The sequence below is a fragment of the Spiroplasma endosymbiont of Poecilobothrus nobilitatus genome (assembly GCF_964030655.1).
Lineage (GTDB): Bacteria > Bacillota_I > Bacilli_A > Mycoplasmatales > Mycoplasmataceae > Spiroplasma.
In genome coordinates this window covers 772,273-796,218 of record NZ_OZ034915.1, presented here as the reverse complement: position 1 = coordinate 796,218, position 23,946 = coordinate 772,273, and the positions used below count along the sequence as shown (strand labels likewise).

General features: G+C 23.1%; 31 protein-coding genes and 3 pseudogenes. 19 read left to right on the top strand and 15 right to left on the bottom strand.

Annotated features, from left to right (window positions below):
• Positions 1-321: 321 nt before the first annotated feature.
• The 4 genes and pseudogenes from yihA to AAHM76_RS04585 all read right to left on the bottom strand — a co-directional run bounded on the left by yihA (position 322) and on the right by AAHM76_RS04585 (position 4,620).
• A complete protein-coding gene (gene yihA / locus AAHM76_RS04600; protein WP_342255512.1) occupies positions 322-921 on the bottom strand; it encodes a ribosome biogenesis GTP-binding protein YihA/YsxC in 600 nt (199 codons plus the stop codon).
• Positions 921-1,769, bottom strand: a complete 849-nt coding sequence (locus AAHM76_RS04595) for an RNA methyltransferase (RefSeq protein WP_342255511.1) — start codon at positions 1,767-1,769, stop codon at positions 921-923. Before AAHM76_RS04595 ends, yihA begins: the two co-directional genes overlap by 1 nt.
• Positions 1,720-2,430 carry a hypothetical protein gene (locus AAHM76_RS04590; RefSeq protein WP_342255510.1) on the bottom strand — a complete coding sequence of 237 codons (711 nt, stop codon included), beginning with the start codon at positions 2,428-2,430 and terminating at the stop codon, positions 1,720-1,722. Before AAHM76_RS04590 ends, AAHM76_RS04595 begins: the two co-directional genes overlap by 50 nt.
• A 1,078-nt stretch (positions 2,431-3,508) precedes the next feature.
• Positions 3,509-4,620 (bottom strand): annotated as a pseudogene (locus AAHM76_RS04585) (IS3 family transposase).
• A gap of 145 nt (positions 4,621-4,765) precedes the next feature.
• On the opposite strand from AAHM76_RS04585, the gene AAHM76_RS04580 reads away from it, so the two are divergent.
• On the top strand, positions 4,766-5,284 hold the full coding sequence (locus AAHM76_RS04580; protein ID WP_342255509.1) for a lipoprotein: 519 nt from the start codon (positions 4,766-4,768) through the stop codon (positions 5,282-5,284).
• 55 nt (positions 5,285-5,339) lie between these two features.
• Here the strand turns inward: AAHM76_RS04580 and AAHM76_RS04575 are convergent, their stop codons facing one another.
• The 4 genes and pseudogenes from AAHM76_RS04575 to rplK form a co-directional block, all read right to left on the bottom strand.
• Positions 5,340-5,891, bottom strand: coding sequence for a DDE-type integrase/transposase/recombinase (locus tag AAHM76_RS04575; RefSeq protein WP_342255508.1), 552 nt, complete (start codon positions 5,889-5,891; stop codon positions 5,340-5,342).
• A 60-nt stretch (positions 5,892-5,951) separates the two neighbouring features.
• Positions 5,952-6,017 (bottom strand): annotated as a pseudogene (locus AAHM76_RS08535) (hypothetical protein); the annotation flags it as partial.
• A gap of 522 nt (positions 6,018-6,539) precedes the next feature.
• The gene (rplA, locus tag AAHM76_RS04570) at positions 6,540-7,226 is read right to left on the bottom strand and encodes a 50S ribosomal protein L1 (protein WP_342255507.1); all 687 of its coding nucleotides are present in this window, start codon (positions 7,224-7,226) and stop codon (positions 6,540-6,542) included.
• Between the two features lie 2 nt (positions 7,227-7,228).
• Entirely contained in the window at positions 7,229-7,663 is a 435-nt protein-coding gene (rplK, locus tag AAHM76_RS04565) for a 50S ribosomal protein L11 (RefSeq protein ID WP_342255506.1), read from the bottom strand.
• A 1,500-nt stretch (positions 7,664-9,163) separates the two neighbouring features.
• Between rplK and AAHM76_RS04560 the strand changes: the two genes are divergently transcribed.
• The gene (locus tag AAHM76_RS04560) at positions 9,164-9,370 is read left to right on the top strand and encodes a hypothetical protein (protein WP_342255505.1); all 207 of its coding nucleotides are present in this window, start codon (positions 9,164-9,166) and stop codon (positions 9,368-9,370) included.
• Positions 9,371-9,715: 345 nt separating this feature from the next.
• On the opposite strand, the gene AAHM76_RS04555 is transcribed toward AAHM76_RS04560, so the two are convergent.
• The 6 genes and pseudogenes from AAHM76_RS04555 to AAHM76_RS04535 form a co-directional block, all read right to left on the bottom strand.
• Complete coding sequence (locus AAHM76_RS04555) at positions 9,716-10,075, bottom strand: hypothetical protein (RefSeq protein ID WP_342255504.1); 360 nt, start codon at positions 10,073-10,075, stop codon at positions 9,716-9,718.
• Entirely contained in the window at positions 10,017-10,373 is a 357-nt protein-coding gene (locus AAHM76_RS04550) for a hypothetical protein (protein ID WP_342255503.1), read from the bottom strand. Before AAHM76_RS04550 ends, AAHM76_RS04555 begins: the two co-directional genes overlap by 59 nt.
• 102 nt (positions 10,374-10,475) lie before the next feature.
• A pseudogene (locus AAHM76_RS08530) lies at positions 10,476-10,532 on the bottom strand (hypothetical protein); the annotation flags it as partial.
• A gap of 192 nt (positions 10,533-10,724) precedes the next feature.
• The gene (locus AAHM76_RS04545; protein ID WP_342256838.1) at positions 10,725-10,835 is read right to left on the bottom strand and encodes an SAM-dependent methyltransferase; all 111 of its coding nucleotides are present in this window, start codon (positions 10,833-10,835) and stop codon (positions 10,725-10,727) included.
• Positions 10,836-10,922: 87 nt separating this feature from the next.
• Positions 10,923-11,060, bottom strand: coding sequence for a S4 domain-containing protein (locus AAHM76_RS04540; protein WP_342255502.1), 138 nt, complete (start codon positions 11,058-11,060; stop codon positions 10,923-10,925).
• A gap of 6 nt (positions 11,061-11,066) precedes the next feature.
• Positions 11,067-11,516 (bottom strand): hypothetical protein, encoded by a 450-nt coding sequence (locus tag AAHM76_RS04535; RefSeq protein ID WP_342255501.1) that lies wholly within the window; start codon positions 11,514-11,516, stop codon positions 11,067-11,069.
• Positions 11,517-12,440: 924 nt separating this feature from the next.
• On the opposite strand from AAHM76_RS04535, the gene AAHM76_RS04530 reads away from it, so the two are divergent.
• Entirely contained in the window at positions 12,441-12,965 is a 525-nt protein-coding gene (locus AAHM76_RS04530; RefSeq protein ID WP_342255500.1) for a hypothetical protein, read from the top strand.
• 18 nt (positions 12,966-12,983) lie between these two features.
• Positions 12,984-13,181, top strand: coding sequence for a DNA methyltransferase (locus tag AAHM76_RS08525; protein ID WP_425289464.1), 198 nt, complete (start codon positions 12,984-12,986; stop codon positions 13,179-13,181).
• 35 nt (positions 13,182-13,216) lie between these two features.
• Here AAHM76_RS08525 and AAHM76_RS04525 read toward each other — a convergent pair whose 3' ends face one another.
• On the bottom strand, positions 13,217-13,525 hold the full coding sequence (locus AAHM76_RS04525) for a hypothetical protein (protein WP_342255499.1): 309 nt from the start codon (positions 13,523-13,525) through the stop codon (positions 13,217-13,219).
• A 181-nt stretch (positions 13,526-13,706) separates the two neighbouring features.
• Here AAHM76_RS04525 and AAHM76_RS04520 point away from each other — a divergent pair, with 181 nt between their 5' ends.
• The 15 genes from AAHM76_RS04520 (at position 13,707) to AAHM76_RS04450 (ending at position 23,944) form a co-directional block, all read left to right on the top strand.
• A complete protein-coding gene (locus AAHM76_RS04520; RefSeq protein WP_342255498.1) occupies positions 13,707-14,366 on the top strand; it encodes a hypothetical protein in 660 nt (219 codons plus the stop codon).
• 7 nt (positions 14,367-14,373) lie between these two features.
• The gene (locus tag AAHM76_RS04515; RefSeq protein WP_342255497.1) at positions 14,374-15,078 is read left to right on the top strand and encodes a PD-(D/E)XK nuclease family protein; all 705 of its coding nucleotides are present in this window, start codon (positions 14,374-14,376) and stop codon (positions 15,076-15,078) included.
• A gap of 1 nt (position 15,079) precedes the next feature.
• The gene (locus AAHM76_RS04510) at positions 15,080-15,895 is read left to right on the top strand and encodes a recombinase RecT (protein ID WP_342255496.1); all 816 of its coding nucleotides are present in this window, start codon (positions 15,080-15,082) and stop codon (positions 15,893-15,895) included.
• A gap of 9 nt (positions 15,896-15,904) precedes the next feature.
• Positions 15,905-16,243, top strand: a complete 339-nt coding sequence (locus AAHM76_RS04505) for an HNH endonuclease (protein WP_342255495.1) — start codon at positions 15,905-15,907, stop codon at positions 16,241-16,243.
• Between the two features lie 68 nt (positions 16,244-16,311).
• Positions 16,312-16,434: a hypothetical protein gene (locus AAHM76_RS04500; RefSeq protein ID WP_342255494.1), complete on the top strand. Its 123-nt coding sequence runs from the start codon at positions 16,312-16,314 to the stop codon at positions 16,432-16,434.
• A gap of 9 nt (positions 16,435-16,443) precedes the next feature.
• The gene (locus AAHM76_RS04495; protein WP_126821155.1) at positions 16,444-16,656 is read left to right on the top strand and encodes a hypothetical protein; all 213 of its coding nucleotides are present in this window, start codon (positions 16,444-16,446) and stop codon (positions 16,654-16,656) included.
• On the top strand, positions 16,649-16,822 hold the full coding sequence (locus tag AAHM76_RS04490; protein WP_158613867.1) for a hypothetical protein: 174 nt from the start codon (positions 16,649-16,651) through the stop codon (positions 16,820-16,822). Before AAHM76_RS04495 ends, AAHM76_RS04490 begins: the two co-directional genes overlap by 8 nt.
• Position 16,823: 1 nt before the next feature.
• Positions 16,824-16,964 (top strand): hypothetical protein, encoded by a 141-nt coding sequence (locus tag AAHM76_RS04485; protein ID WP_342255493.1) that lies wholly within the window; start codon positions 16,824-16,826, stop codon positions 16,962-16,964.
• A 160-nt stretch (positions 16,965-17,124) separates the two neighbouring features.
• Positions 17,125-17,391 carry a hypothetical protein gene (locus tag AAHM76_RS04480; protein WP_342255492.1) on the top strand — a complete coding sequence of 89 codons (267 nt, stop codon included), beginning with the start codon at positions 17,125-17,127 and terminating at the stop codon, positions 17,389-17,391.
• The gene (locus tag AAHM76_RS04475; RefSeq protein ID WP_342255491.1) at positions 17,391-17,591 is read left to right on the top strand and encodes a hypothetical protein; all 201 of its coding nucleotides are present in this window, start codon (positions 17,391-17,393) and stop codon (positions 17,589-17,591) included. Before AAHM76_RS04480 ends, AAHM76_RS04475 begins: the two co-directional genes overlap by 1 nt.
• Before the next feature lie 238 nt (positions 17,592-17,829).
• Complete coding sequence (locus tag AAHM76_RS04470; RefSeq protein ID WP_342255490.1) at positions 17,830-18,303, top strand: hypothetical protein; 474 nt, start codon at positions 17,830-17,832, stop codon at positions 18,301-18,303.
• 340 nt (positions 18,304-18,643) lie between these two features.
• Positions 18,644-19,084, top strand: a complete 441-nt coding sequence (locus AAHM76_RS04465) for a hypothetical protein (protein WP_342255489.1) — start codon at positions 18,644-18,646, stop codon at positions 19,082-19,084.
• A 3-nt stretch (positions 19,085-19,087) separates the two neighbouring features.
• Positions 19,088-20,788 (top strand): terminase large subunit, encoded by a 1,701-nt coding sequence (locus AAHM76_RS04460; protein WP_342255488.1) that lies wholly within the window; start codon positions 19,088-19,090, stop codon positions 20,786-20,788.
• Positions 20,789-20,961: 173 nt separating this feature from the next.
• Entirely contained in the window at positions 20,962-22,095 is a 1,134-nt protein-coding gene (locus AAHM76_RS04455) for a phage portal protein (protein ID WP_342255487.1), read from the top strand.
• Positions 22,079-23,944, top strand: coding sequence for a phage major capsid protein (locus tag AAHM76_RS04450; protein WP_342255486.1), 1,866 nt, complete (start codon positions 22,079-22,081; stop codon positions 23,942-23,944). The genes AAHM76_RS04455 and AAHM76_RS04450 overlap by 17 nt, the downstream gene beginning before the upstream one ends.
• Positions 23,945-23,946: the final 2 nt, after the last annotated feature.

Here is a 23,946-nt window from a genome sequence, read left to right as displayed (position 1 = left end):
TTAATAATAACTTTAAAAAGTATTTTTTAGTGTGTCAAAATTCATAATTTTATAGATTATTTTTTAACTAAAAATTATATTTTTAAAAGAAGTTGAATTTTTTATAAATTTTGTTATCATTTAGTCATAAGCGAAACCTAATTTGTTTCTAATTACTTAATTTTATTAAAAACCTAAGAATAATTAATACTACAAAATTTTGTCAAAAGCCTTTTTTTGTCAATGAAAAACTATTCATGTTAAACACTCCTTATGTATCATAATTATATGCTAATTTAATAAAAATAGTTTTAATAAGTTTATTAATTTAAAATATTTTAACTATTCATTAAAATTTAATAATTTTGCAAACAATGCTCAACATTCATCACGGGAAATTTTATTTCGACTTGATGTTTTAATAAAATAATCACTATCGGCAAAATTTAATTTAGCTTTAATAATCTTTTCGTGCTTTTGAATATCATTCTTTTTTACCTTATCAAGTTTTGTTACAATTAAAACTGTCAAAATGTTAAAATGCTTTAAATATTGATACATTTCATAATCATCTTGAGTTGGTTGATGACGTAAATCTACTAACAAACAAACAAATTTTAAATTTTCGCGTTTAGTTAAATATTCTTCCATCATTTTTGCAAAATCCATCTTATATTGGTTGCCAACTTTTGCAAACCCATATCCGGGCGCATCAACAATTCGAAATTGGTTATTATTAATTGCAAAAAAATTTAACATACGAGTTTTCCCGGGAATTTGCGAAACTTTTGCTAATTGGCGATGATTTGTCAACATATTTAAAAAACTTGATTTACCAACATTACTTTTCCCTAAAAAAGCAATTTCCAATAAATCATCATTAATTCAACCTGTTTTATTAACCGCTGATGTAATATAACTCGCATTTTTAAACTTAAACATTATTTTCCCTCCATCTGACGATTAATTTCATACATTAAAATTGCTCCTGCCTGAGCAACATTTAATGACTCAAGTTGTGAATTAATTTTAATTTGAACATTATAATCACTAATTTCTTGCAATGTTGCTGAAAGACCATGCCCCTCATTACCCAATGCTAAAATATACCGGTCATTTTGTTTAAACTGACAATCTTGTAAATAAAGACTTTTTTGTTTTAAACCTGTTGTAATAATTTTATATTGGTTTAATTGGAAGTTTTTAATCTCATTTAAATCAATCTCTTTAATTGCAACTTTAAAAATCGCACCTTGACTAGCACGTAAGACTTTATCATTAAAAAGATCAACAGTATGATTATACAAAATAATATTTGTAAAACCAAAACCAAGGCCAGTTCTGATTAATGTTCCTACATTGCCTGGATCTTGAATGTTTTCTAATAAAAGAATGTTTTGATTAAATTGAAAATTATTTTGTTCCTTAACCTTCGTTAAATCAATCACACCGATAATATTTTGACTATTTTTGCTTTGGCTCAACTTAGTTAAAATTAATTCCGGAACTATTGTTAATAAAATATTATTAAAATTTTTTAATTTTGGTTGATTTGCTTTTGTTGTTAAAATTTCAACAACAATATTTTGTTGTAATGCTTCATCAATAATGTTTCATCCTTCAATTAAGGCTAAATTAAATTCTTTTCGATATTTTTTTTCTTTTAATTTTGCCAATAATTTAATATGTTCATTTTGCGTTGAATTAATTTCTCGATAATTAATAATATGGCATTCTTTCTTAATTGACATACATAAAACCAACAAGGTATTTTTTGGTTTTTGGGTCATCTCATTTTTCTTTTGTCTTTGCTGTTTCGCGCATTACAACAGCCATTGATCGAGGGCGTTTTGGTGGGTCTTGCATTTTTCCTAATAAAACCGCTAATCCAGACCTATTATTTTTATCATTAATTTCTTTATTATAATATTCGGCATCCTTAACTCCAATTTGTTTTGCCATAATTTTAACCTTGTTTTTTTCATATCAACGCTGAAATTTTTGATATTTTTCAAAAGACCATTCTTTTTCTTCTCAACCTAATAAAATGCGGTCTTTCTCTTCATCTCAACTAGTTAAATAATCACGAAAATTTGTTTGTGCAGTTGGTCCTTGTTCCATCATTTTAAAAGTTTGATTAATTGTTTCTTCTAATGTATCATACCCATAACCAATAAAAGCATTACCAATTCAATGATGTTTATAAATTGGTTTTAATGGATTAAGAGGTTCAGTAAATGTAAGAGCATATGCTCAATATTTGTCGTCTGCTTTACTACGAAAAAGTTCATATCCAAATTTTTGATGCTTAATAACAACAGCATCTTTTTTAATTTTACAAACTAAATGCTTAAAAGCTGTTACAATAGAATTAATTTCGGTATCAGTTAATGGTGCTTTTAATTTTGGCTGCTTTAATTTTAAAATATGTTCTGTATAATATGATGGCATCCCCCCAACCTCCTTTTTAGTTAAAATTAACTACTGATTATAATTTTATCTTGGATATTTTGTTAAGTAAAGTAATAATTTGAAATTAACAAAACAATCCATCATAAGGCGTCCTGTACGATGAACCGGCAAAAAACAATTCTTGTGAGATTGATTTTTTATTTTTCTATTAAAAAAATAAATTTATTTGCATTATTCATCGGACCCACAACAACGCCACCCCACACACACACACACAAACAACACACAACACACCAACAACACAACAAAACACAATAATTTTTATTTTATTGCTAATATAGCCCTTAAAACGCGTAATAAGAACTGTTTTTCAAGATAAATTTATTAAAATAACTCATAATTTTTCTTATATATATATAATGCAGGTAGATCTTGATAAAAAGTTTCAAGGTTAAGAAAAGGAGAAAAACAAGCATGAAAGGTTACTTAGTTTATTAAGTGTATTAACTATTAGTGGAAGTGCTGTACCAACAACAATTTCCGCTAGTCCTTATCTAGCTAATAATGATATAATAGTAAATTATTATTACTATTATGGTAGAACTGGAGATGCTAGTTGAAGTTATAGTTTAACATTTAATGATAATAAAACATTAAGTATAGTAGATTTTACCAAATATGCTTCTGATTGAAATTCATTTATAGAAAAATATCCTTATATTATAATTAATACTTACGGGGAAGAAAATTCACCAGAAACTTTTGGTGATGTAGGGAACGGTAAATTTGGAGATATTAAAATTAATTTAAACAATATTGATATAAAACATAATACTAGTAGTGATAAAGCATTTTGAAGAACTTTAGTTAAAGCAAACAAATATTGATTTGCTTCATATGATGTTGATTGTGATATTAAATTAGGATTATGAATTGAAAATAATAAATAATTAAAATTAAGTATCTCTGTTTATAGTTATCTTTATAGTGCCGTAGCTTATAATAGACACTTAACAACTGTTTTGAGAGTAAATTTTGCTAGAATTGTAAATGTATAAAAAGTAATTAATTTGAAAATTTATGGAAATTGGAATGGCAACACTTTTTAGGACACTTTTTATATAGACATTTGTTTTCTAAAAGTAACTGGAGATAAATAATTTAAACTGCCATGAATTCGAATATTGTTATATCAATGCACAAAATCAAAAAGTTCGTATTTTAATTGTGTTAAATTTTTAAATTTTTTACCCTTAATAAATTCAGTTTTAAAAGTTTTGTAAGTTGTTTCAGCCACAGCATTATCATAAGAGCAGCCTTTATTGCTTAATGATCTTTTAATATTAAAAGTTATTAAAATTTCATCAATGATTTTATTTTTAAACTCATTACCACGATCAGTATGAAATATAGTTATTTGATTTAATGGTCGTGTTATTTTATGAAAAGCTTGTTGGACCAGTTCGGTTGTTTTATTCGGACCAGCACTATAACTAATTATTTCACGATTAAACAAGTCAATTAATAAACAAATATAATGTCATTTAGCGCCAACTTGAACATATGTTAAATCACTAACAATAACTTCATTAGGTTTTTTGTTGTTAAATTGACGGTTTAAAATATTATTAATTTGGTCATTATTGACTGTTGTTTTATGATTATGATATTTTAATTTGGTGTATTTAGAAACCAAATTATTTTTGATCATAAAGAATCTGATTTTTCGCCGCGATAAGATGATATCTTTTCTATTTAAAATAACTTTAATTTTGCGAGCCCCATAAATTTTGCGACTTTTATTAAAGGCACTGATAATTTATTGTTCATAATTATTAACTTGCTTGTTAATACATTTATTAGTTTGATAATAATACGTTGATTTTAATAAACCCAAAATCTTACATATTTTTCTTACTGAATATTTTGTTTTGTTGTTATTAATTATTGTTATTTTTTGGCCATTATCAGTGCGGCTTGCTTTAAAATGTCATTTTCCATTTTCAAGTCTTTAAGTTCTTTTCGTAAAGTTATTATTTCATTTTCTTCTAGTGTGCGATTGTCTTTTGCTTTAAATGAACCAGAATTATTATAATTTTTAACTCAACTATAAATAGTTGGTTTTGATAAATTATATTCTTGCCCTAGATTAATAACACTTTTACCATTTTTATATAGCATGACAATTTGTTTTTTAAATTCTTCAGAGTATGAAGTTTTATTTCCCATTTTTATATTCCTTCTTTCTTAATAATTTTATCTAATTTTGAAGTCTATATAATTATGGCCCTAATAATTGTAGCCTATCCAAATAAAATTTATTTCCATTTTTAATTAAATTAATAAAATGTAAAAAAGTAAGGGAATTAAAAATATGAAAAAAATATTAAGTATTTTTGGAACAATCATTTTAATTGGAACAAGTACAACAAGTTTAGTTGCTTGTAATACACCGCAATATACCGAAGAACAATTAAAAGAACTAAAAGAAAAACATAAAATAGATACTAAAAACCAAGAAATTAGAGACAATTTAGAATGAATAGCGCCACAAGAAAAACCATTTAATACAGTTGATAATAAACATTATTATGTAGTATGAAGAACAAACAAAGAAAATAAATGAGAAATTATTAAATTTAAAAATGATAAAAAAGTAGATAATTTTATTAAAATTACCAATAAAAATAATTGAAATTTATTTTTAAATAAAGAAAACAAAACTAAAGAAATAATTTTAAATATTAGTGAAAAAGATAAACAATCTATTGCTTATAGTTGAAAAAAAGAAAATAGTAATTATTTTAAATCAGTTTATCGTTGAAATTTAAATACACAAAAACCCGATTTAATTATTGATGATAATGGTAATGTTAAAGTTAATGGTGAATAGAAAAAGAGATATGTAGAGTGCACCCATTTTAGTAAGTACTAATAAAAAGTATTTACTATTTTTTAATTATATCTTTTTCTTTACGATTTGAATATCATGTATTTCATTTTATAACATCTTGTATATATTCTTCATGTGAATTATATATTTTATTATGGATTGTAGCTTTATTAAGTAATGAATGAAAACTTTCTATAACAATATTATCTGCACAGTGGTATTTTTTCCCCATTGAAATTATAATACCGTTAGATAAACATTTATCGTGATAAATAGTGGATGTATATTGATATCCGTGATCTGAGTGAATTATTATTCCATTCAGATCTTTTTTTATTAATTTTATTTTATTAATTGCATCATTTAAATTATTCATTACTAATTTATTGTCATTATATTTAGATCACTTTACATCAACTATTTCTTTAGTATATCCATCAATAATTGTTGATTGATAATATCTTTCTCCTTTTCAAATTAAATATGTTACATCAGTATATAGTACTGAAAACCTTGTTTTTATATCATTGAATTTACGTTTAATTAAATCAGGATATTGCAATAAGCTTTTTTCTTTATTCTGTTTATATTTTATTTTTCTTCTCATTTTTCTTACATATTCAGGTTGTATTTGATTATCACACATAATTCTTAAAAATTTTTTTGAATTATATTTTATACCATAATCTTCTTTTAAATATTTAGTAATTCTTCGATAACCAAATTGTTTTAAATTTTCTTCATAGACTTTTACAATATCATTTATTGCTTTTTTATCTTTTTTGCTACTGTCATAATTTTTATATTTATTTCAATAACTACGTTTTAACCCTGTTACTTCTAGTAATAATTTTATTGAATATTCACGACAATTTTGTTTAATAAAAGAGACTATTCTTAGTTTGCTTAATTGTAAAAGTCATGGAGCTTTTTTAATAATTCATACCTTGTTTTATAATATTCTAAATTTCTTTTGGCAAAAGAAATTTTAGGTCCTTTAGGATTGTTTAATTTTCCTTTTTTATGATTTGTTCATCAAGATTCTACTGTATTTGCATTTATATTATATTGTTTTGCTACTATTCAACAACTTTTTTATTTAATTTCCTCAATGATTTTTGTTCTAAATTCTGATGTATATTTGTTATATTTTTGTCCTTTTTTTGCCATATAAAAATGCACCCCCTATAAAAATTTAACAAAATCTTTTTTTATTTTACTTACTTTTTGGGGTGCAGTCTTATCTTTTCCTTTTTTATAATTCAATTAAAACTTTAATTCCTGGCCCCATTGTTGTTGTGAAAGCAATATTTTTAATATATGCTCCTTTAACAGCCGCTGGTTTTGCCTTACGAATTGTTTCATAAATTACATTATAATTAGCTTTTAAATCTTCAACTTTAAATGATGCTTTTCCAATAATTGAATGAATGTTTCCATTTTTATCAACACGATATTCAACTTTTCCCTTTTTAACATCACCAATTGCTTTAACAACATCTGAAGTAACTGTTCCTGTTTTAGGGTTCGGCATTAATCCTTTTGGCCCTAATAATTTTCCAATTTTTCCTAATTCTGCCATAATATCTGGTGTTGCGATAATAACATCATAATCAAATCAGTTTTCTTTTTGAATTTTTTCAATTAAATCTTTACCACCAACAAAATCAGCACCAGCTGATTTAGCATCAGCTTCCTTGCTATTTGTTAAAACTAAGATTCGTTGTGTTTTTCCTGTTCCTTTTGGTAACACAACAGCTCCACGAATTTGTTGGTCAGCATGACGTGGATCAACGTTTAAATTAAAGGCAACTTCAACGGTTGAGTCAAATTTTGTTGTTGCAGTTTGTTTTGCTAATTCAATTGCTTCTGCAATTGGGTATACCTTATTTTTGCCAACTAATTCAGCAGCTTTATTATATTTTTTACCAAATTTTGACATTCTTAGTTTTTCCCCTTCTTACTTGGCATACCTTCAACAACAATCCCCATATTACGAGCAGTTCCTTCAATAATATGCATTGCTGCTTCAACATAATTTGCGTTTAAATCAACAAGTTTATATTCCGCAATTTTTCGAACTTCATCAGCTGAAATTGTTGCTACCTTTTCATCTTTTGCCTTTGCTGATCCCTTTTGGATTTTTGCTGCTTTTTTTAATAAAATCGCTGCCGGTGTTGTTTTTAATTCAAATTTAAATGTCTTATCATCAAAAGCAGTAATAACAACTGGAACAACATCACCCATTCGATCTTTTGTTGCATCATTAAACTGTGTACAAAATTGAGGCATATTAATTCCTAATGAAGCTAATTCTGGCCCTGGTTTTGCTTGTCCTGCTTGAAATTCTAATTTTGCAATTCTTGTAATTATTGCCACGAGCAATTTCCTCCTTTTAATTAAATTCTCGCTGTGGTCCAAACGTAATGTTACCATCACTACCACATTTAAGCATATTCTAAATAATAGAATAAATGCCTAATTAATTATAACAATAAAAAAATAAAAAACAACTTTATTTTAATTATGGGCGAGTAAATTTTTTGCGGGTTTTATAAAAAAATAAAAAAATATTCTTAATTTATTTAACTAAATAACATTTAAAAACAAAAACCCGTATCTTTTTTATTCACCCTTAATTATGTGTGTAAAAATTACTGCTCCCATTTTTGTCACAATTAATTCTTTCCAAAAATAAGTTAGAATTATATTACTAGAATTTCTAAATAAATAATTAAAAATAAAAATTCATATCCATGACAATTTTTAAAACAATTATTATTTATGATTTTAAAAGAAACAAATAAAATGGCGTCCTGTAAGATGAACCGGCAAAAAACAATTCTTGTGAGATTGTTTTTTTATTTTTCTATTAAAAAAATAAATTTATTTGCATTATTCATCGGATAGTATCTTTAAATTTAGAACTTTTATCATAAAACAGATGTTATTCTGTTTTCCCTACACAAAATAAATGATATTTTTATAAATTTCCTTTCAATAAAGGTATTATCTGATGAATAATGCAATGCTTAAAACTTAATATTTTGATGCTTAAAGATGGATAACTCATCTATGACACGAAGCCTTAAATAAAGTGTGAAAGCGAATGGATTTATTCCTATTTATTTCTTTAATTCTCGGCAAGATTAATCACTTGCGAAATGTCAGAACGCGTTTTTTTTGGCTTATTTTCATAAAAAGAGTGCTGTTAAACCGAAAAAAACAATATCGGACACTAAAAAAACAAGAGGGTTGGAGCTCCAAAGGTTATTTTCTTTATATAAAGTTGTCTAGGGGTGGATGAAACGTAATTAATAACTGGGTAAACTTTTTTTGTTTATTTCCGTAGGGGGATAAACTCTGTCTAAATATCCTACCGCCCCCCCCCGAAGTGAAGCGGGCGGAGAAGTAAATAAATACTAAAATACAAAATACATTATTTACTAAATATCAAAATATTAACCAATAAAAAAATATTATTTTTTACAGAAAGGAAAATATTTTATGAAAAAATGAAATAAAAAAATTGAAAGTAAATTACAAGAATTAATGATACGAGCTTATCCAGTTTCAGTAGATGAAATAACTGATGAATATTGAGCATTAGGCAAAACTAATTAATGAAAGGATTATTATAATTACAGAATATAAAAGTTTGTATATTAATAAAACTTGAAATGAAATAACAACTTCATTTGATTGAATTAATTGTAACCTTGTTAATTGTCGTATTTCTCATCATAAAAATCATTATGATTTGCAATGTTTAGAATGAGCAAAAATGTACTTAAATTTATTTAAAAACAAATGAGATGTAATTGCTTCTTATATGCAGCATTACAAAATTAACGATATTTTATATTTGGCTTCCGATGGATGAAAAATATTACAAATTGACAAAAAAATAAACCAAATAAATTAAAATATATTATTGCAATTGACCCTGCTGGAATTGGTCAAACTGGTATTATTTTTTATAATGTTTTGCAACAGAAAATAATTAATAATATTACTTTTCATTCTAAAAACGAAGAAGAAGCAATAAATAATATCTATTTAATATTAAACAACTTTCAAAAGTAAACTTGTTCTTATTTAAATAAAGTTCTTGTAATAATTGAAGATTATCAACTTCATAAGGGATTAAAAATAACAAACCCACTATCTACACCTAAATTTATCAGTGTTTTAAAAGTTTTATGCAAATACCTATTTAATTTAAAATATGTTTTACAATCACCATTTGCTAAGAAAAATTATAGCTATAAAGGAAATATTAAAATGACAGAGCATGAACACGATGCATGAAAACATTTACAATATTTTTTTTTAATTTTGTAGAAAACTCTTGATGAAATAAAAAAAATCATCAATATGATAACTTTAAAAGAAAATTATATAAACTTTTAATATTGTTATTTAACTTTTTTATACGTTAAAATATAATACCGATGATTGTTGGTTTGGCGTTAAACCTTTATGCTGGTATTTTCATTTTCAGAGATTTAAATAATTTTGAATGTTCGCGAAACCTAAGCCATGATAATGAATTAAGGATTCTTTAAGATTTGATTGTAATTTACTAATTTTATTTAACTTCCGATAACTAGCATCAGGATTTGTACTAGTTTTAGTTGCTAATAAAATAGAATTTGTTTGTTTTGCTACTAATAAATATAATGGTTGCATGTCAGAAATAATAATTGAATTTTCTTTGATTAATTGTTTATTAATATTTTCAATAATTCACTGTTTTTGTAATCGTTTTGTGTTGGTTGAATTTAACATAAATATTATTATTGCTATCAACAGCCATTTGAATACAACATTTAGTGTTGGTTGAAAATGAATCAAGATGAATTTTTCTTTTATCAAATTTATCTTTAAAATTACCTTTGTGGATTTCTTTAATAAATGTTTCATCGATTTGAATTTTGCCATTTAACGTTTTAAATTTTAATTGGGTGTTTTCTAATTGTTTTGATTTCATTATTTTTTGGCGATTATATCAAGCGGTTTTCGGTGATGTTTTAATAAAACGGGAAATCATTTTACTAGATTGGCCTAATAATGAAATTTGAATCAATAAATTTCACTGTTCATAATTTAAATGACTTCAATACGTAAAATGATCACGAAAAGCATCAAAACTAGCACGACATTTTTTGCATAAATATTTTTGTTTTCCTTCAGGATTATGACCATTTTTAACACAATAAAAAGATTGACAATTAGGACATTTAATACCTTTATCCCTAAATTTTTGTTCAATTTCATTTAAGCGTTTTTGTTTTTTAATTAATTATGCTTCTTTTTTTACTTTTTCATGAAATTCTAAAAATTGATCATCTGTTAAACTATTTATTAATTCTTCAATTATTTTTTCCATTAATTATTCACCTCTTATATTAAAAATATACCTAATTTTAGGTATATTTTATAAATATCAAGAGTTTTCTACAAAATTAAAGTTATTTTGTAATAAACAATCGGTAAAACCACCAGTTGAAGCACCAATGTCAAGACAAACTAGGTTTTTAACGGTTAAATTAAAAGCAGTTAAACCTTTGGCTAACTTTTCCCCTGCCCGGGAAACATATTTTAATGGTTCACCACGTAATTTAATAATACTATCTTATTTTACTAGTTCACCTGGTTTTAAAGCTGGGACATTTTCAACTAAAACATTGTTTGCTAAAATCATTGCTTTAGCTTTTTCGCGCGAAGGAGCTAAATTATTATTAACCATTAACTGGTCTAACCGAATTTTCATTAAAATTTATTCTCCCTTTCATTTACTTTTCTTAAATGCACGTTGGTTTTGATAACGAAATAATAACCGTTGCTTTCGATTTTTTGTTTCCCGATAAGTTTCTAAGATTGTATCTTGTGCTAGGATATAATTAGTAATTTCTTTAAAAAAGTAAGCACCATATGATAATGATCATTTTAATGAAACAAAATTTTGATCAATTTTGGCTTCAATAATTTTTGAATAATTACTAATAATGTAATTACATTCTATCATAATGTTATTAATATTATTATATTTAAAAAGATAATATGTTGTTTGTGGTAATTGATATTTTTGTGCTAAAAAAGCAAGATTTTTTGGAATAATTAATTGTTGAGTATCTAAGTCAATTGTAATATCAACTGGTTTTCATAATGGAACATAGTGGATTTTTCCCGATAAAGTTAATAACCGTTGCTTAGTGTCTTGTGACATTTGTCACTTTTTTCCTCATTTGTTATTTGCTCAATTATAATAATTAAACTTGTTATTTTCCATCTAATCACCTATTTGACTAAAGTAATTATACCAAATTTAGCATGAACAAAAAAGGATTTATATAATAATTTTATTTGCATTAATTATCACTAATATTACTGTTCTAAATTTGTTTCAAATAAATGCTCATAGTGTTATTTTACCAGATAATTTTGGTCGTATAAATAAAAGTAGGGTAAAAATATAAAAATTAGAAATTAATGTAAAAGCAATATCACTTACAAAAAAGTGATATTTTTTGTTTTTAACAAAAAATATTTGAAATAGTGAAAAGGCAATATCTTTTTAATTAGCTCTAAGCATTTCCACTTCCTTGTTTCAGTTAATTTTAATAATATATTTATTAAATTAAGGTATTGCCCTTCCACTATTTCAAAACACTTTTAAAAACTTAATGGCACACTAGTTTTATATTATTTTAGTTAATTTAATATTTTGTTTAATAACTAAACTAACTGTTCTTTGAAAACTTAATAGTATTTTTCGGTGTGCCATTTTTTGCTATTTTGCATATTTTAAATGTGCAAAAATTTATTTTTACTATATATTTAATATATTTATTTAAAAGACAGAGAGATAAAGAGATAAAAAATAAAATATTAATATTTCTCTCACTCTCTCATAAATAATTAGTTAATAACAAAATTAATATATTTGTTAATAAATAAATTAGATTAAAAGTAAGTAAAAAATTATTAATAATATATTTATCTCAATCTCTATCATAAACAAACAATATAAATATATTAAATTAAATATTTTTGATAAACATATCTTAAAATTATATATAAAAAAATAATGCTAAAAAAATATTTAATAATTTTATATTAATAAAATGCAAAAAAATAGGATGATAATTTAATGAAAGAATTTAAGACTAATTTAGGTAAATTAACAAATACTGATGCTTTATTTTTTGTCAAAACATTAGAAAATGATAGCGTTGATTTAATATTAACTGATCCACCTTATTTATATGATTTACCAACAAGGAAAAAAGAACAAATAAATTCCAGTGAAATATCAAAAAGTATAAATAAATATATTAATGCTATTTATGATAATAATTTACATAATTCATTTGATATAAATACTTATTTAGATGAGTTTTACCGAATTTCAAAAAATAAATTTATGTTAATTTGAATGAATAGAAGACAAATTAAAGATTATTTAGATTGAGTTTATAAAAATAATATGAATTTTGATTTTTATTTTTGAGAAAAAACAAATCCAATGCCAACTAATAATTTTATTTTTCAAGATAAAGAATATTGTATGATTATTTATTCTAAAAAATATCCAATACCAAACTATATAAAAAACTATGAAAATAAAAAAACAATATTTAAAAACCCAATAGGTTCATCTTATAAAAAAACATAACACCCAACAGAAAAACCATTAAATATATTTGGCGATTTAATTAAAAAACATAGCAAAGAAAATGATTTAATTTTAGATCCTTTTATGGGAAGTGGTACAACCGCATATGCTTGTGAACAATTAAACCGAAAATGACTAGGTTGTGAAATAAATAATAATTACTTTTCAATGATACAAAAACGATTAAATAAAATACAACTTAAATTAAATTTTTAAAAAATGAATAATTTTCAATTAATCAAAAACATAAATTATGTCGCAGTTTTAATTGCAATGATGGTTGTATTATCACAAGTAATGCGAATACAAATTATTCCAAGAACATCAATTCCATTATTTTTAATCCCCATTTTTATAAGCGGATTTATTTTAAATTGATATTGGTGTTTATTAATTGGATTTATGGGACATTTTCTATCTGATTTAACATTATGAGGTTTTACTTTGGGATCATTATGCTGAAATATTGGTACGGGTTTATTGGCCATTTTAATTAAACTAATTAATTGAATAAAAATAAATCATATTATTAAAATTATTCTTATTTTATTATCAAACATAATTATTTATCTTCCGATTGATTTTATAATTTTTTGATTAAATCTTGGAGTTTTAAGTATAGAACAAATAATTATCGGAATATTAATTACAAATACAATATGTTTACCAATTTTATATTTTATAACATTAAAAATAATCAAAGTATTTAATAGTAAATAACGAAAGGAAGAATTAAAAAATATGGAATTAACAACTATAAAAGAATTAATAACTAAAAATGATATTGAAGATGAAAAAATAAAACTAAGGAATTCACTTAATGATTCTTTAAATTATTTGAAAGATTTTATATCAAAAATAACTGATAAAAATAATATTGATTATTTTAATTCTTTACAAAATAAAATCATTAATTACACAATTAATAATAAAAAAGATGCAGATAATGGTAGCGAATTAAAGTCTATTTTAAAAATGGAAGAAAAAAAATACTTAAATCCACTTTCTTCATCAAAAACTATTTTAAATCAAGTAAGAAGAATTTTATTATTATTTGAAAAAGAAATTAGCAATAAATTTAAAGATTTAACAGATGAAATTTTACAAAAACAAGTTTATTGGTTTGAAAAACAGAAACAACTAATTTTAGAAAATAAAAATTTAACTAATAATGTTGGAATTATTGATCAATTAATTAGTGAAAACGAATTAAAAATTAGAGGATTAAAGCAAAAAAAAGAATATGATATTAAAATAATTGACATTGACAAAGTTCCTAATAAATTTATCAAAAAAGAACTTGATACAGACTATGTTTTAAATTGAATAAAAAATCAGCAAATTGAAAATCCTAAAATTGATGGATTAGAAATTAATTATAAAACAAAGTTTCATTATTAAATTATTTATGAAATTTATTGATAAAAATATTAATTTAAAGTATGAAGCTGAATTTTGAAAAGATGAACATAGATATAAATTTAATAATAAATTTTTACCCAGTGTTACACCAATAGTTAGTAACTATTTTAATACAAATTATTATAATATTAAAGGTTCTGCATATTTTAATAAAGCAATAATTAGGGGAAATATTATTCATGAATTTGCATCAAGAATATTATACGATTGTGTTAAAAATAAAAACTCACGAAACAATATTAATCAAATATTAGAATTATTAAATGTTGAATATAATGAAATTAAAGAATTATTTCCATTAATAAAAAAGTTTAATGATTTTATTAAAAAAATTGAAAAAGAATTTAAAAAAATTATAGCAATAATAGAACAACCAATTTCAGATGGATTAATTTGTGGTACACCCGATTTGGTTTATATGGAAAATAATAATGCAGTTGTTGTTGATTTTAAAACTTGAAAAAATGTTGAACTTAAAAAAATTAAAATGGCACAATTACAAATTACAGGATATGCTCATTTATTAAAAGCCAATGGTATCAATGTTGCTGATAAAGGTGAAATTTGAATTATAAATGAAAATGGAATTGAAAGAATTAATTTTAAAATAACAACTAAATTAAATTTAGAATGACAAGATGCAAAAGCACAATTTTTAAAAAATAGTGCAAATTTTAAAGAGGAGATTTAAAATGGAAATTAAAAATTATTTAGAACAACCAAACACAAAAAATTGATTAAATACAAAATTTAAAAATGAAAAAGAAAAAGATATTTTTGTTAAAAATGTTCTTTCAATTTGAAATAAAAACAAATTATTTACTAAATGTGAATTAAATAGTATTTTATCAGCGTGTTATCAAGGTATGTTATTAAATTTACCAATAGATCAAAATTTAGGTTTTATTTATGTTTTACCTTACTACAATGAAAAAGAAAATAAGTATTTGGCACAACTTCAAATTGGCTATAAAGGATATATTCAACTCGCTATTAGAACTGGACAATATTTAACTATTAATGCTATTGAAGTTAAAGATGGTGAATTAAAAAATTATAATTTTTTAAAGGAAGAATATAATTTTAATTGAATAGAAGATAAAAATCAAAGAATTAAAAAAGAAACTATTGGATATGTCGCATATTTTAAACTATTAAATGGTTTTGAAAAAACTTTATTTTGAACAAAAGAACAATGCGAAAGTCATTTTAGTAAATATTCACAAACTTATAAAAAATATGGAAAATTTATGGTTAGTGGTTTTGGTGATATGGCTCTTAAAACTGTTTTATCTACATTATTAAAAAAATGAGGAATTATGAATATTGAAATGCAAGAAGCATATAAATATGATCAAACAGTTATTAATGATGAAAACAATATAAATTATATTGATAATCAACAACTTATTAATATTGAATCAAACAACAATATTAATAATGAAAATGAAAAAAATAACAATTTTGATGAAAATGTTTTAATTAATGATGATTTAACATTAGAATAATAATTTTTAATGAATAATAAATATAAAACTCGTCCAATTCGTAATAAATTTTATCATACTACTGAATGAAAAAAAGTAAGGGATTATTACTTCACTTTAAAAATGGGTATGTGTGAAAGATGCAAAAAAGATAGGGGTTATTTAAATAAAGGAATAATAGTTCATCATAAAAAATATATAAAAGATCAAGATTTTATTAATTGAAATAAAGAAATATTATTATCAATAAATAATTTAGAGTTATTATGTTTAGAATGTCACAACAAAGAACATATGCGTGAAAAAGCATTTAATGATAACGCTGAAATTAATTTAGAAACTGGTGAATACATAATAAATAAAAAATAATTCTAAAAGTAAATATAAAAAAATAAAATTAATAAAGTTTTTTAACTTTGTTAATTAATGGAGGATGTATGAAAAAGAAAAAATTAAATGAATACATAATTAATAAATTAAATCAATTAATGCTACGAGCTTATTCAGTATCATTTGAAGATATGACTGATGAACAGTGAGCATTAGCAAAACAAAATTAGGAGGAAAAAATGGCAAGTTATAAACATTGTAATCAATGTAGAAGAATATATCTTCCTAGTGATTATGAAATTAAAAATAAACCCTTAGAAACTTTAAAAAAAATTAAAATACATGGTCATTTTGAAATGACATTTAAATTTAATAGTTATTGTGGCATTACGGAACATAGACATAGTGGCATAACTATAAAAGAATATTCGGAGGAATTAAATTATGAATAAAAGATACTTATTAGTAATGAAAAGTAAATATGGTGATTTTAAAACTTTATTTTTTTATACATTAGAAGAAGCAAAAATTACTAGTAATGTTGAAAATGAACAAGGATGATTAACAACAATTATTGATTTAGAAGATAACAATATTAAATGACAAGGATGTGAATAATATGTGAAAAGATGAAGATGGCAAAGTTTATACCGAAGATGATTTATTTAACATTGCATTAGAAGATTATTGCTATTCAGAAGATAGTGCTTATGAATATATTGATACTTTAATTATGGAAAAGAATTTGGAGGAACTTTAATAATGACTAAAATAGAATGTGAATTTTGTGAATGTGAAGATAGACAAAATTGTTATCGTTGCCGTGATCCACATTTAAATACTAATTGAGATTTTAAATGTAAATGTGATAGAAGACAACAATGTTTATGTGGTGATTGATTTTAAAAAGGAGAAAGAAAATGAATATAACAGAATCAATTAAATTTAACAAACTAAAAGAAGAAAATGAAAAACTTAAAAAAGAACTTGCTGAAAAAGATAAACAGTTAGAAATTATGAATGAACAATGTGATGGGGCAATTAGAGAAATATTAGAACAACAATTATATAAAGAAGATTTTGATTTAACTTGTTATGCAGAATGTAATTGTGATGGTGAAGGTTGTGGTTATGGTTTAATAGATAATTCAAAATATTACAAATTATCTAGTAAGGATGTAAAATAATGATTTGTAATGTTTGTAAAAATTATGGTTATTCTGGCAAATCTTTTATAATTAATGATAATGGCAAATTAGCATGAAATTTAAAATATAAAAAAGAAATAATATTATGTGAAGAACATTGATTAATTACCCATGAATTAGAAAATAAAATTTCAAAAATATGAAATTGAAATAAAAATAATCTTAAAAAAGATAGTTAATTACCAAATAAAGAAGAAAAAAATAATAATTTGTCAAATATAAAATATTAGAAAAAAGAAAGGTAATTATTATAATAAAAAAAGATTATTCAAAACTTAAAACAAAGTTTAATGGAAAAATAATTATTGATTGTATTAGATATAAGCAAGAGTTTGCAATTTCAAATTCAGAATTATTAATGCTTAATAAATTTTATAAATGCTAAAAATATAAAAAAATAAAGTGAGGTAATTAAATATGATAAAAAAAATTTATCTAAATCAAAATTTAATTTCGCAAGAAAAAAATAATATGATTTATATCTTAATAAATAAGAAAAAAGATTGTGTTGTTTGAAATAAAAATTACTTAGGTTTATCAAGTTATCAAAATTATTTTAGTTTAAAAATTGATGAAAATAAAAAATATATGGTTCATAGTATTATCGATAATAAAAATGGTAATATTATGGGAAAAAATTTAATTTTATCTTTTGAAAAATTAAAACAAGAAAACAAAAAGCAGTTTAATTCGCATAACAAAAATGATGATAATAATGATTTACTAAATGAATATAATAGTCATTATGAAAATACTAAAATTCAGCAAAGAAAATTAACATCAGAAGAATTAAAACAATTACTAAAAGATTTAGAAAATATTGATAATCCTAATTATTGAGATAATGGTTTTTATTTAGGATACAACAAATATGAAAAAAAAATAATTTAATAAATATATAAACATTATTTTAAATTTATAAAAAAAGAATTTCAATAACTATATTAAAATTACTTTACTTTTTATTTTAATGACGGTATGATGTCATCGATTTAATATCAAATAATTTAAGTGATTATACAAATTAAATTATATTTTTACCCCCTATTGTACCTTATTTTAAAGGTATTTTGGGCTACCGAGGGCTGGGGGCACGTGCACACAAAAGGCAAAAATTTTATGGTGTGATGAAATAAATTATTTAAAATAATAAAAAAACATTTAAAAATAAGGGGTTTTATTAATGGAAAGCAAAAAAAACAATAAAAAATTGGTAAAAAATAGCTTAAAAATGAATAAAAATAACCCGAAAATGAATAAAAATAAAGCAATTTTAAGCGAAAATGAACTAAATTTAAAAGGTGAAAAAGAAATAAATAATCTTTTTAAAGATTATAAAAAAATATTAATTAATAATAATGTTGATTTAGATAAGTCAAAAATTAATTTCCTTAAAACATTTTGTAAAATTGAATGATTAATTTATGATATGGATAAAAAAATTCGTCAATTAGATAATTATTATATTGATGTTGAAAATATTCGCGGGAATAAAAGACAAGAAAAAAATCCAATTTTGCCAGAATATAATGCAATGTTAAAAAATTATAAAAGTCACTATATAATTATTGAAAAATGAATAAAAGAAAGTAATGAAAAAAATGAAGTATCGCCTATATTACAAACAAACAATAATCTATTAGATGAAATTCTACAATTAGAAGAAAAATAATTTATGATTGAAAAAACGATAAATAATAAAACTAATTTAGAATTATATAATGAGTGAATTAAAAAAAACGAAGATATTGTTTGTTTGAAAATTAAAAAGATAGTATCTAATTTAGTTAATGAATTAAAAAATAGTAAAAAGTTTTATTTTAATAAAAAACAAGCAAGTGGTGCAATAATTTTTATAGAAAGATTTTGTCATCTTTCAACTGGTGAATATGCAGGACAAAATTTTAAATTAGAATTATGACAAAAAGCATTTATAGAAGCATTATTTGGTTTTTACGAAAAAGAAACTAATATTCGTAGATTTAAAGAAGCATTATTGGTTGTTGGTAGAGGGAATGGTAAATCAACCCTAGCATCTGCTATTGCTTTAAAATGTTTGTTATTAGATAACGAAAAAAGAGCAAGTATATATACAGTTGCAACAAAAAAAGAGCAAGCAAAAATTATTTTTGATGAAGTTAAAAGTATGATTAGACAAGAAGAATGATTAAATAATAAATTAAAAATAACAAGGGATAAAATAGAATTTTTAAGAGATTGATCACATTTTCAACCATTAGCATCAGAAGATAAAACATTAGATGGTTTAAATCCATATGTAGTAATTTTAGATGAATTGGCGGCTATGAAAAAAAGAGACTTATATGATGTTATTAAATCAGCAACATCAAAAAGAAAAAATACATTAATGCTTTTAATTACAACAAGTGGAAGTACTCGTGAGAGTATTTATGATGAGAGATATGAATATGCTGAAAAAGTATTAAATAATATCTATCAAAACGATAATTTTTTACCTTGAATATATGAATTAGATAATTTTAATGAATGAAAAAAATTTAAAAATCTATATAAAGCAAATCCAAATCTTGGTATTTCTAAAAATATTGAAAAGTTAAAAGAAGAATGAGAAACAGCAATTAACCAACCATTACAACAACCTAGTTTTTTAACTCGTCATTGTAATATTGCTTCTTTGCAAGAAACTTCATTATTTAATTTTGGATCTTTACAAGAAAAAAATAATAAAAATGTTAATTTAGAAGATTATTTAAAAAATAAATATTGTACTGTTGGTATTGATTTATCACAAACAATGGACTTAACTGCTGTTGTATTTTTAATACCCGAAAAAACTGGTGAGTTTTTTATTTTGCCACATTTTTTTATTCCCCGAGAAAGAGCATATGAAAATGAAAAAGAAGACAAAGTTTTATATTCTGTCTGAGAAAAACAAGGATACATAACTTTTACACTTGGATCCGCTGTAAATAGAGATGAAATAATTGATTATATTATTGAAACTATTAAAAAATATAATTTAATTTGTGTAAAAATTGGATATGATAGATATTATGCAGATTATATAAAAGAAAAATTGGAACAAAACGGTTTTTCTAATAGAACAGAAATTGTCACAAATGGTATATATACAATATCACCATTAATAAAATCGATTGCTCCATTATTTTATGATGATAAAATTATTTATAATAATCATCCTATTTTTAAATGAAATTTAGATAACACAAAACTTATAACAGATAGTAAAGAAAATGTTATGCCAATTAAAAAAAGTTCACGCAAAAGAATTGATGGTTTTATGGCACTATTATTTGCTTATAAAATGTATATAAATAATGAACAACATTTTAAAATTTATCAAACAGATATCGGGAAAAATTTTAATGATTAATTAATTTCAAAGTACAAATTTTTATAAAAAAATTGTACTTTTTTAAATAATGATGGTATCATCGTGACGACTTAAATTATTTGGTTTAAGTAAGGGAGGGTAATAAAATTGCTCTATGATTTAAGAAAAAACAAAAAATAATAAATAATAATTTATCCAAAAAACAAAATTTTATGTATATTAATCATGACTTTAAAACTTTTTTATCAAATTTTACTAATAATTATGAAATTGATGTTGTTAAAAGTACAATTAATCGAATAGCGAGTGATATTGCCCAGTTAAAAGCGATACCACAATGTGTAGAAAAAGAAAATATTAAAACTACAAATAAATATAATTTAAAATATTTATTAAATGTTAGACCAAATTCAGTAATGAGTGCATATGATTTTTATTATAAAATAACAACTAATTTGTTTTTACAAGGAAATACTTTTATTTATATTCAATGAGAAAATGACAAAATTAATTCTTTAATTCCTATTGAGTATGATTTTTTAGAAATTTTATTCGATAAAAATAATCAATATTTTATAAAATTTTATTTAAATAATACAAATTTAATATTGCAATATGACGATTTAATACATTTACGAAAATTTTATAATAAAGGATTATTTGGAGAAATTCCAAATAAATCATTAGAATATTCAACAAAATTACTAGAAGAAATGATTAATTCCTCAATTAATAATTTAAAACAATCAGGTAATTTAAAAGGTATATTAAAAGTTAATAATATAGTTGCCCCAGAACAATTACAAGAAAAATTAAAAGAATTTGTAGATAATAATTTACAAAATAAATATCGCGGTTTTGCCATTTTAGATAATGGTCTAGATTTTCAAGAAGTAGATTGTAATATTTCTAACTTAAATAAAGAACAAATGGAGCAATATCGAAATAATATTTATAACTTTTATAATGTTGCTTCTGAAATTGTTAATGGAAAATATAGTCCAGAGCAATATCAAGGTTATGTTAGTTCTGTTATTCAACCATTATTAACACAATGAGAACAAGAATTTAGTTTTAAAATTTTCAGCAAAAAAGAATTAGAATTAGGAAACTATATATCATTTTCAGCAAAACGAGTATTATTGGGAAATTTACAAGATAAAACAGCATATTATGCAAAAATGTTAGAGCATAGTGTTTTATCACCAAATGAAGTTAGAAATCAAGAGGGATATGAAAGTGTTGAGGGATTAGATATTTATGGAATGACAAAAAATTCTGATTGGCAAGAAAGAGAACAACTTAAAAATAAAAATATAGGAGATAAAAGTGAACAAAACAATTAATAACGAGATTAATAAAAAAATTAATTTTAAAGTAAAAAATATTATACAAACAAATGACGATGGCATTAAAGAAATAATCGGAATTGCTAATAAATATAATGTTGTTGATTATCATGGTGACATTACTGATGAAAATAGTTTTATTGAAACTATAAAAAATACACCAGCAGTTCCATTATTATGGGGTCATGAACATAAAAATCCAATTGGAATCGCATACTTAGAAAGCAAAAAAGATGGATTATGAGCTAAAATGCAAATTAATACAAATATTACGGTTGGAAAAGAAGCATATGAAATTTCAAAACAAATGCAAAAAAGCAATAGACCGATGCAATTAAGCATAGGATATACAACAATAGAAACAGAAGATAAGGAAATTAAAGGAAATATTGTTAGATACTTAAAACAAGTTGAAGTAAATGAGGTCTCATTAGTTCCATTAGGTGCAAACCCAAAAAGTGAGGTGCAAGAAATTAAAAGTAAAAATACTAATAATTTTAATATTTTACAAAAAGAAATATTAAATCTAGAAATAGAAGAAATTTTGCAAGGAGATGAAAATAACAAAATGACAAAAAATTTAAATGATAAATTAAAAGAATTAAGAAATCAAAAACTAATAAAAAAAGAAGAATTAAACTTTTTAAAAAAAGATATTGAAACAAAAGCAGATGTATCTGATGAAGATGTAAAAAAAGTTAAAGAACTTGTTAAAGAAATTAATGAAATTACAACAGAATTTAATCATTTAGAAATGATTAAAAATGAAATTGAACAGGAAGTTATTGAAGATAATCAAACAGAACAACCAGAAAAATCTCGGAATATTGAAAACTTTTATAATTATAATAATTATGAAAATAAAAGTATTTTACAAAATACTGACGATGTTCTAAAATCAAAAGAATATAAAAATGCTTGATTAAAAAAATTACAACACAAAAAATTAACAAATCAAGAAACTAAGTTTTTACAAATCGGAACAAATTCAAACGGAAACCAAGATGCTTCACCATTGGTACCAACAACAATATGAGAAAGTATTATTGCAAAATTACAAGGTACATCTGATTTAATTAAAAATGTATCAGTTTCAAATATTGATGGTTTTTTAAAATTTGCTATTAAAAAAGATGAGAATGTTGGTGGAAAATGAAGCAAAGAAGGTGAAAAATTAACTGGAAAACTTGATTTTGAATCAATCCAATTAAATGGATATAGATGAGGAACAATGATAACTATTTCAGAAAGTGCAGAAGCAATGACAATAGATAATTTTGAAAAGTTTATTATTGATAGTTTAGCAATAGAAGTACAAAATGCTATTGAATATGCTATTGCAAAAGGACAAGGATCTGCAAAACTTGAACCACAAGGAATAATTACTAATACTAATATTCTTAAACATAAATTAGCACCAACTGAAAAAAATATTTCTTATGATACAATTCAAAAAATTATTTCTTTACTTCCAACTGGTTATCATAATAATGCTAAGTTTATTATGAATAAATCTACTTTCTTTACACAAATTCAAGCAATTAAAGATAAAAATGATAGACCAATTTGAAACCACACAAAAAGTGATGAAACATTAAAATACAATATTTTTGGTTATGATGTTATTTTATGCGATGAATATCCAGAATATTCAGAAACAGAAAAATCAACATTTATAACATTTGGGGATTTAAGTCAATATAAATGAAACTTTCAAAAACAATTAAACATTACTAAATCAACAGACTTCTTATTTGATCAAGATTTAATCACATACAAAGCAACATTCATTGCCGATGGAAATACTGTCGCAAAATGAGCATTTGTTAATGTGGTAAGAGAGTAAAA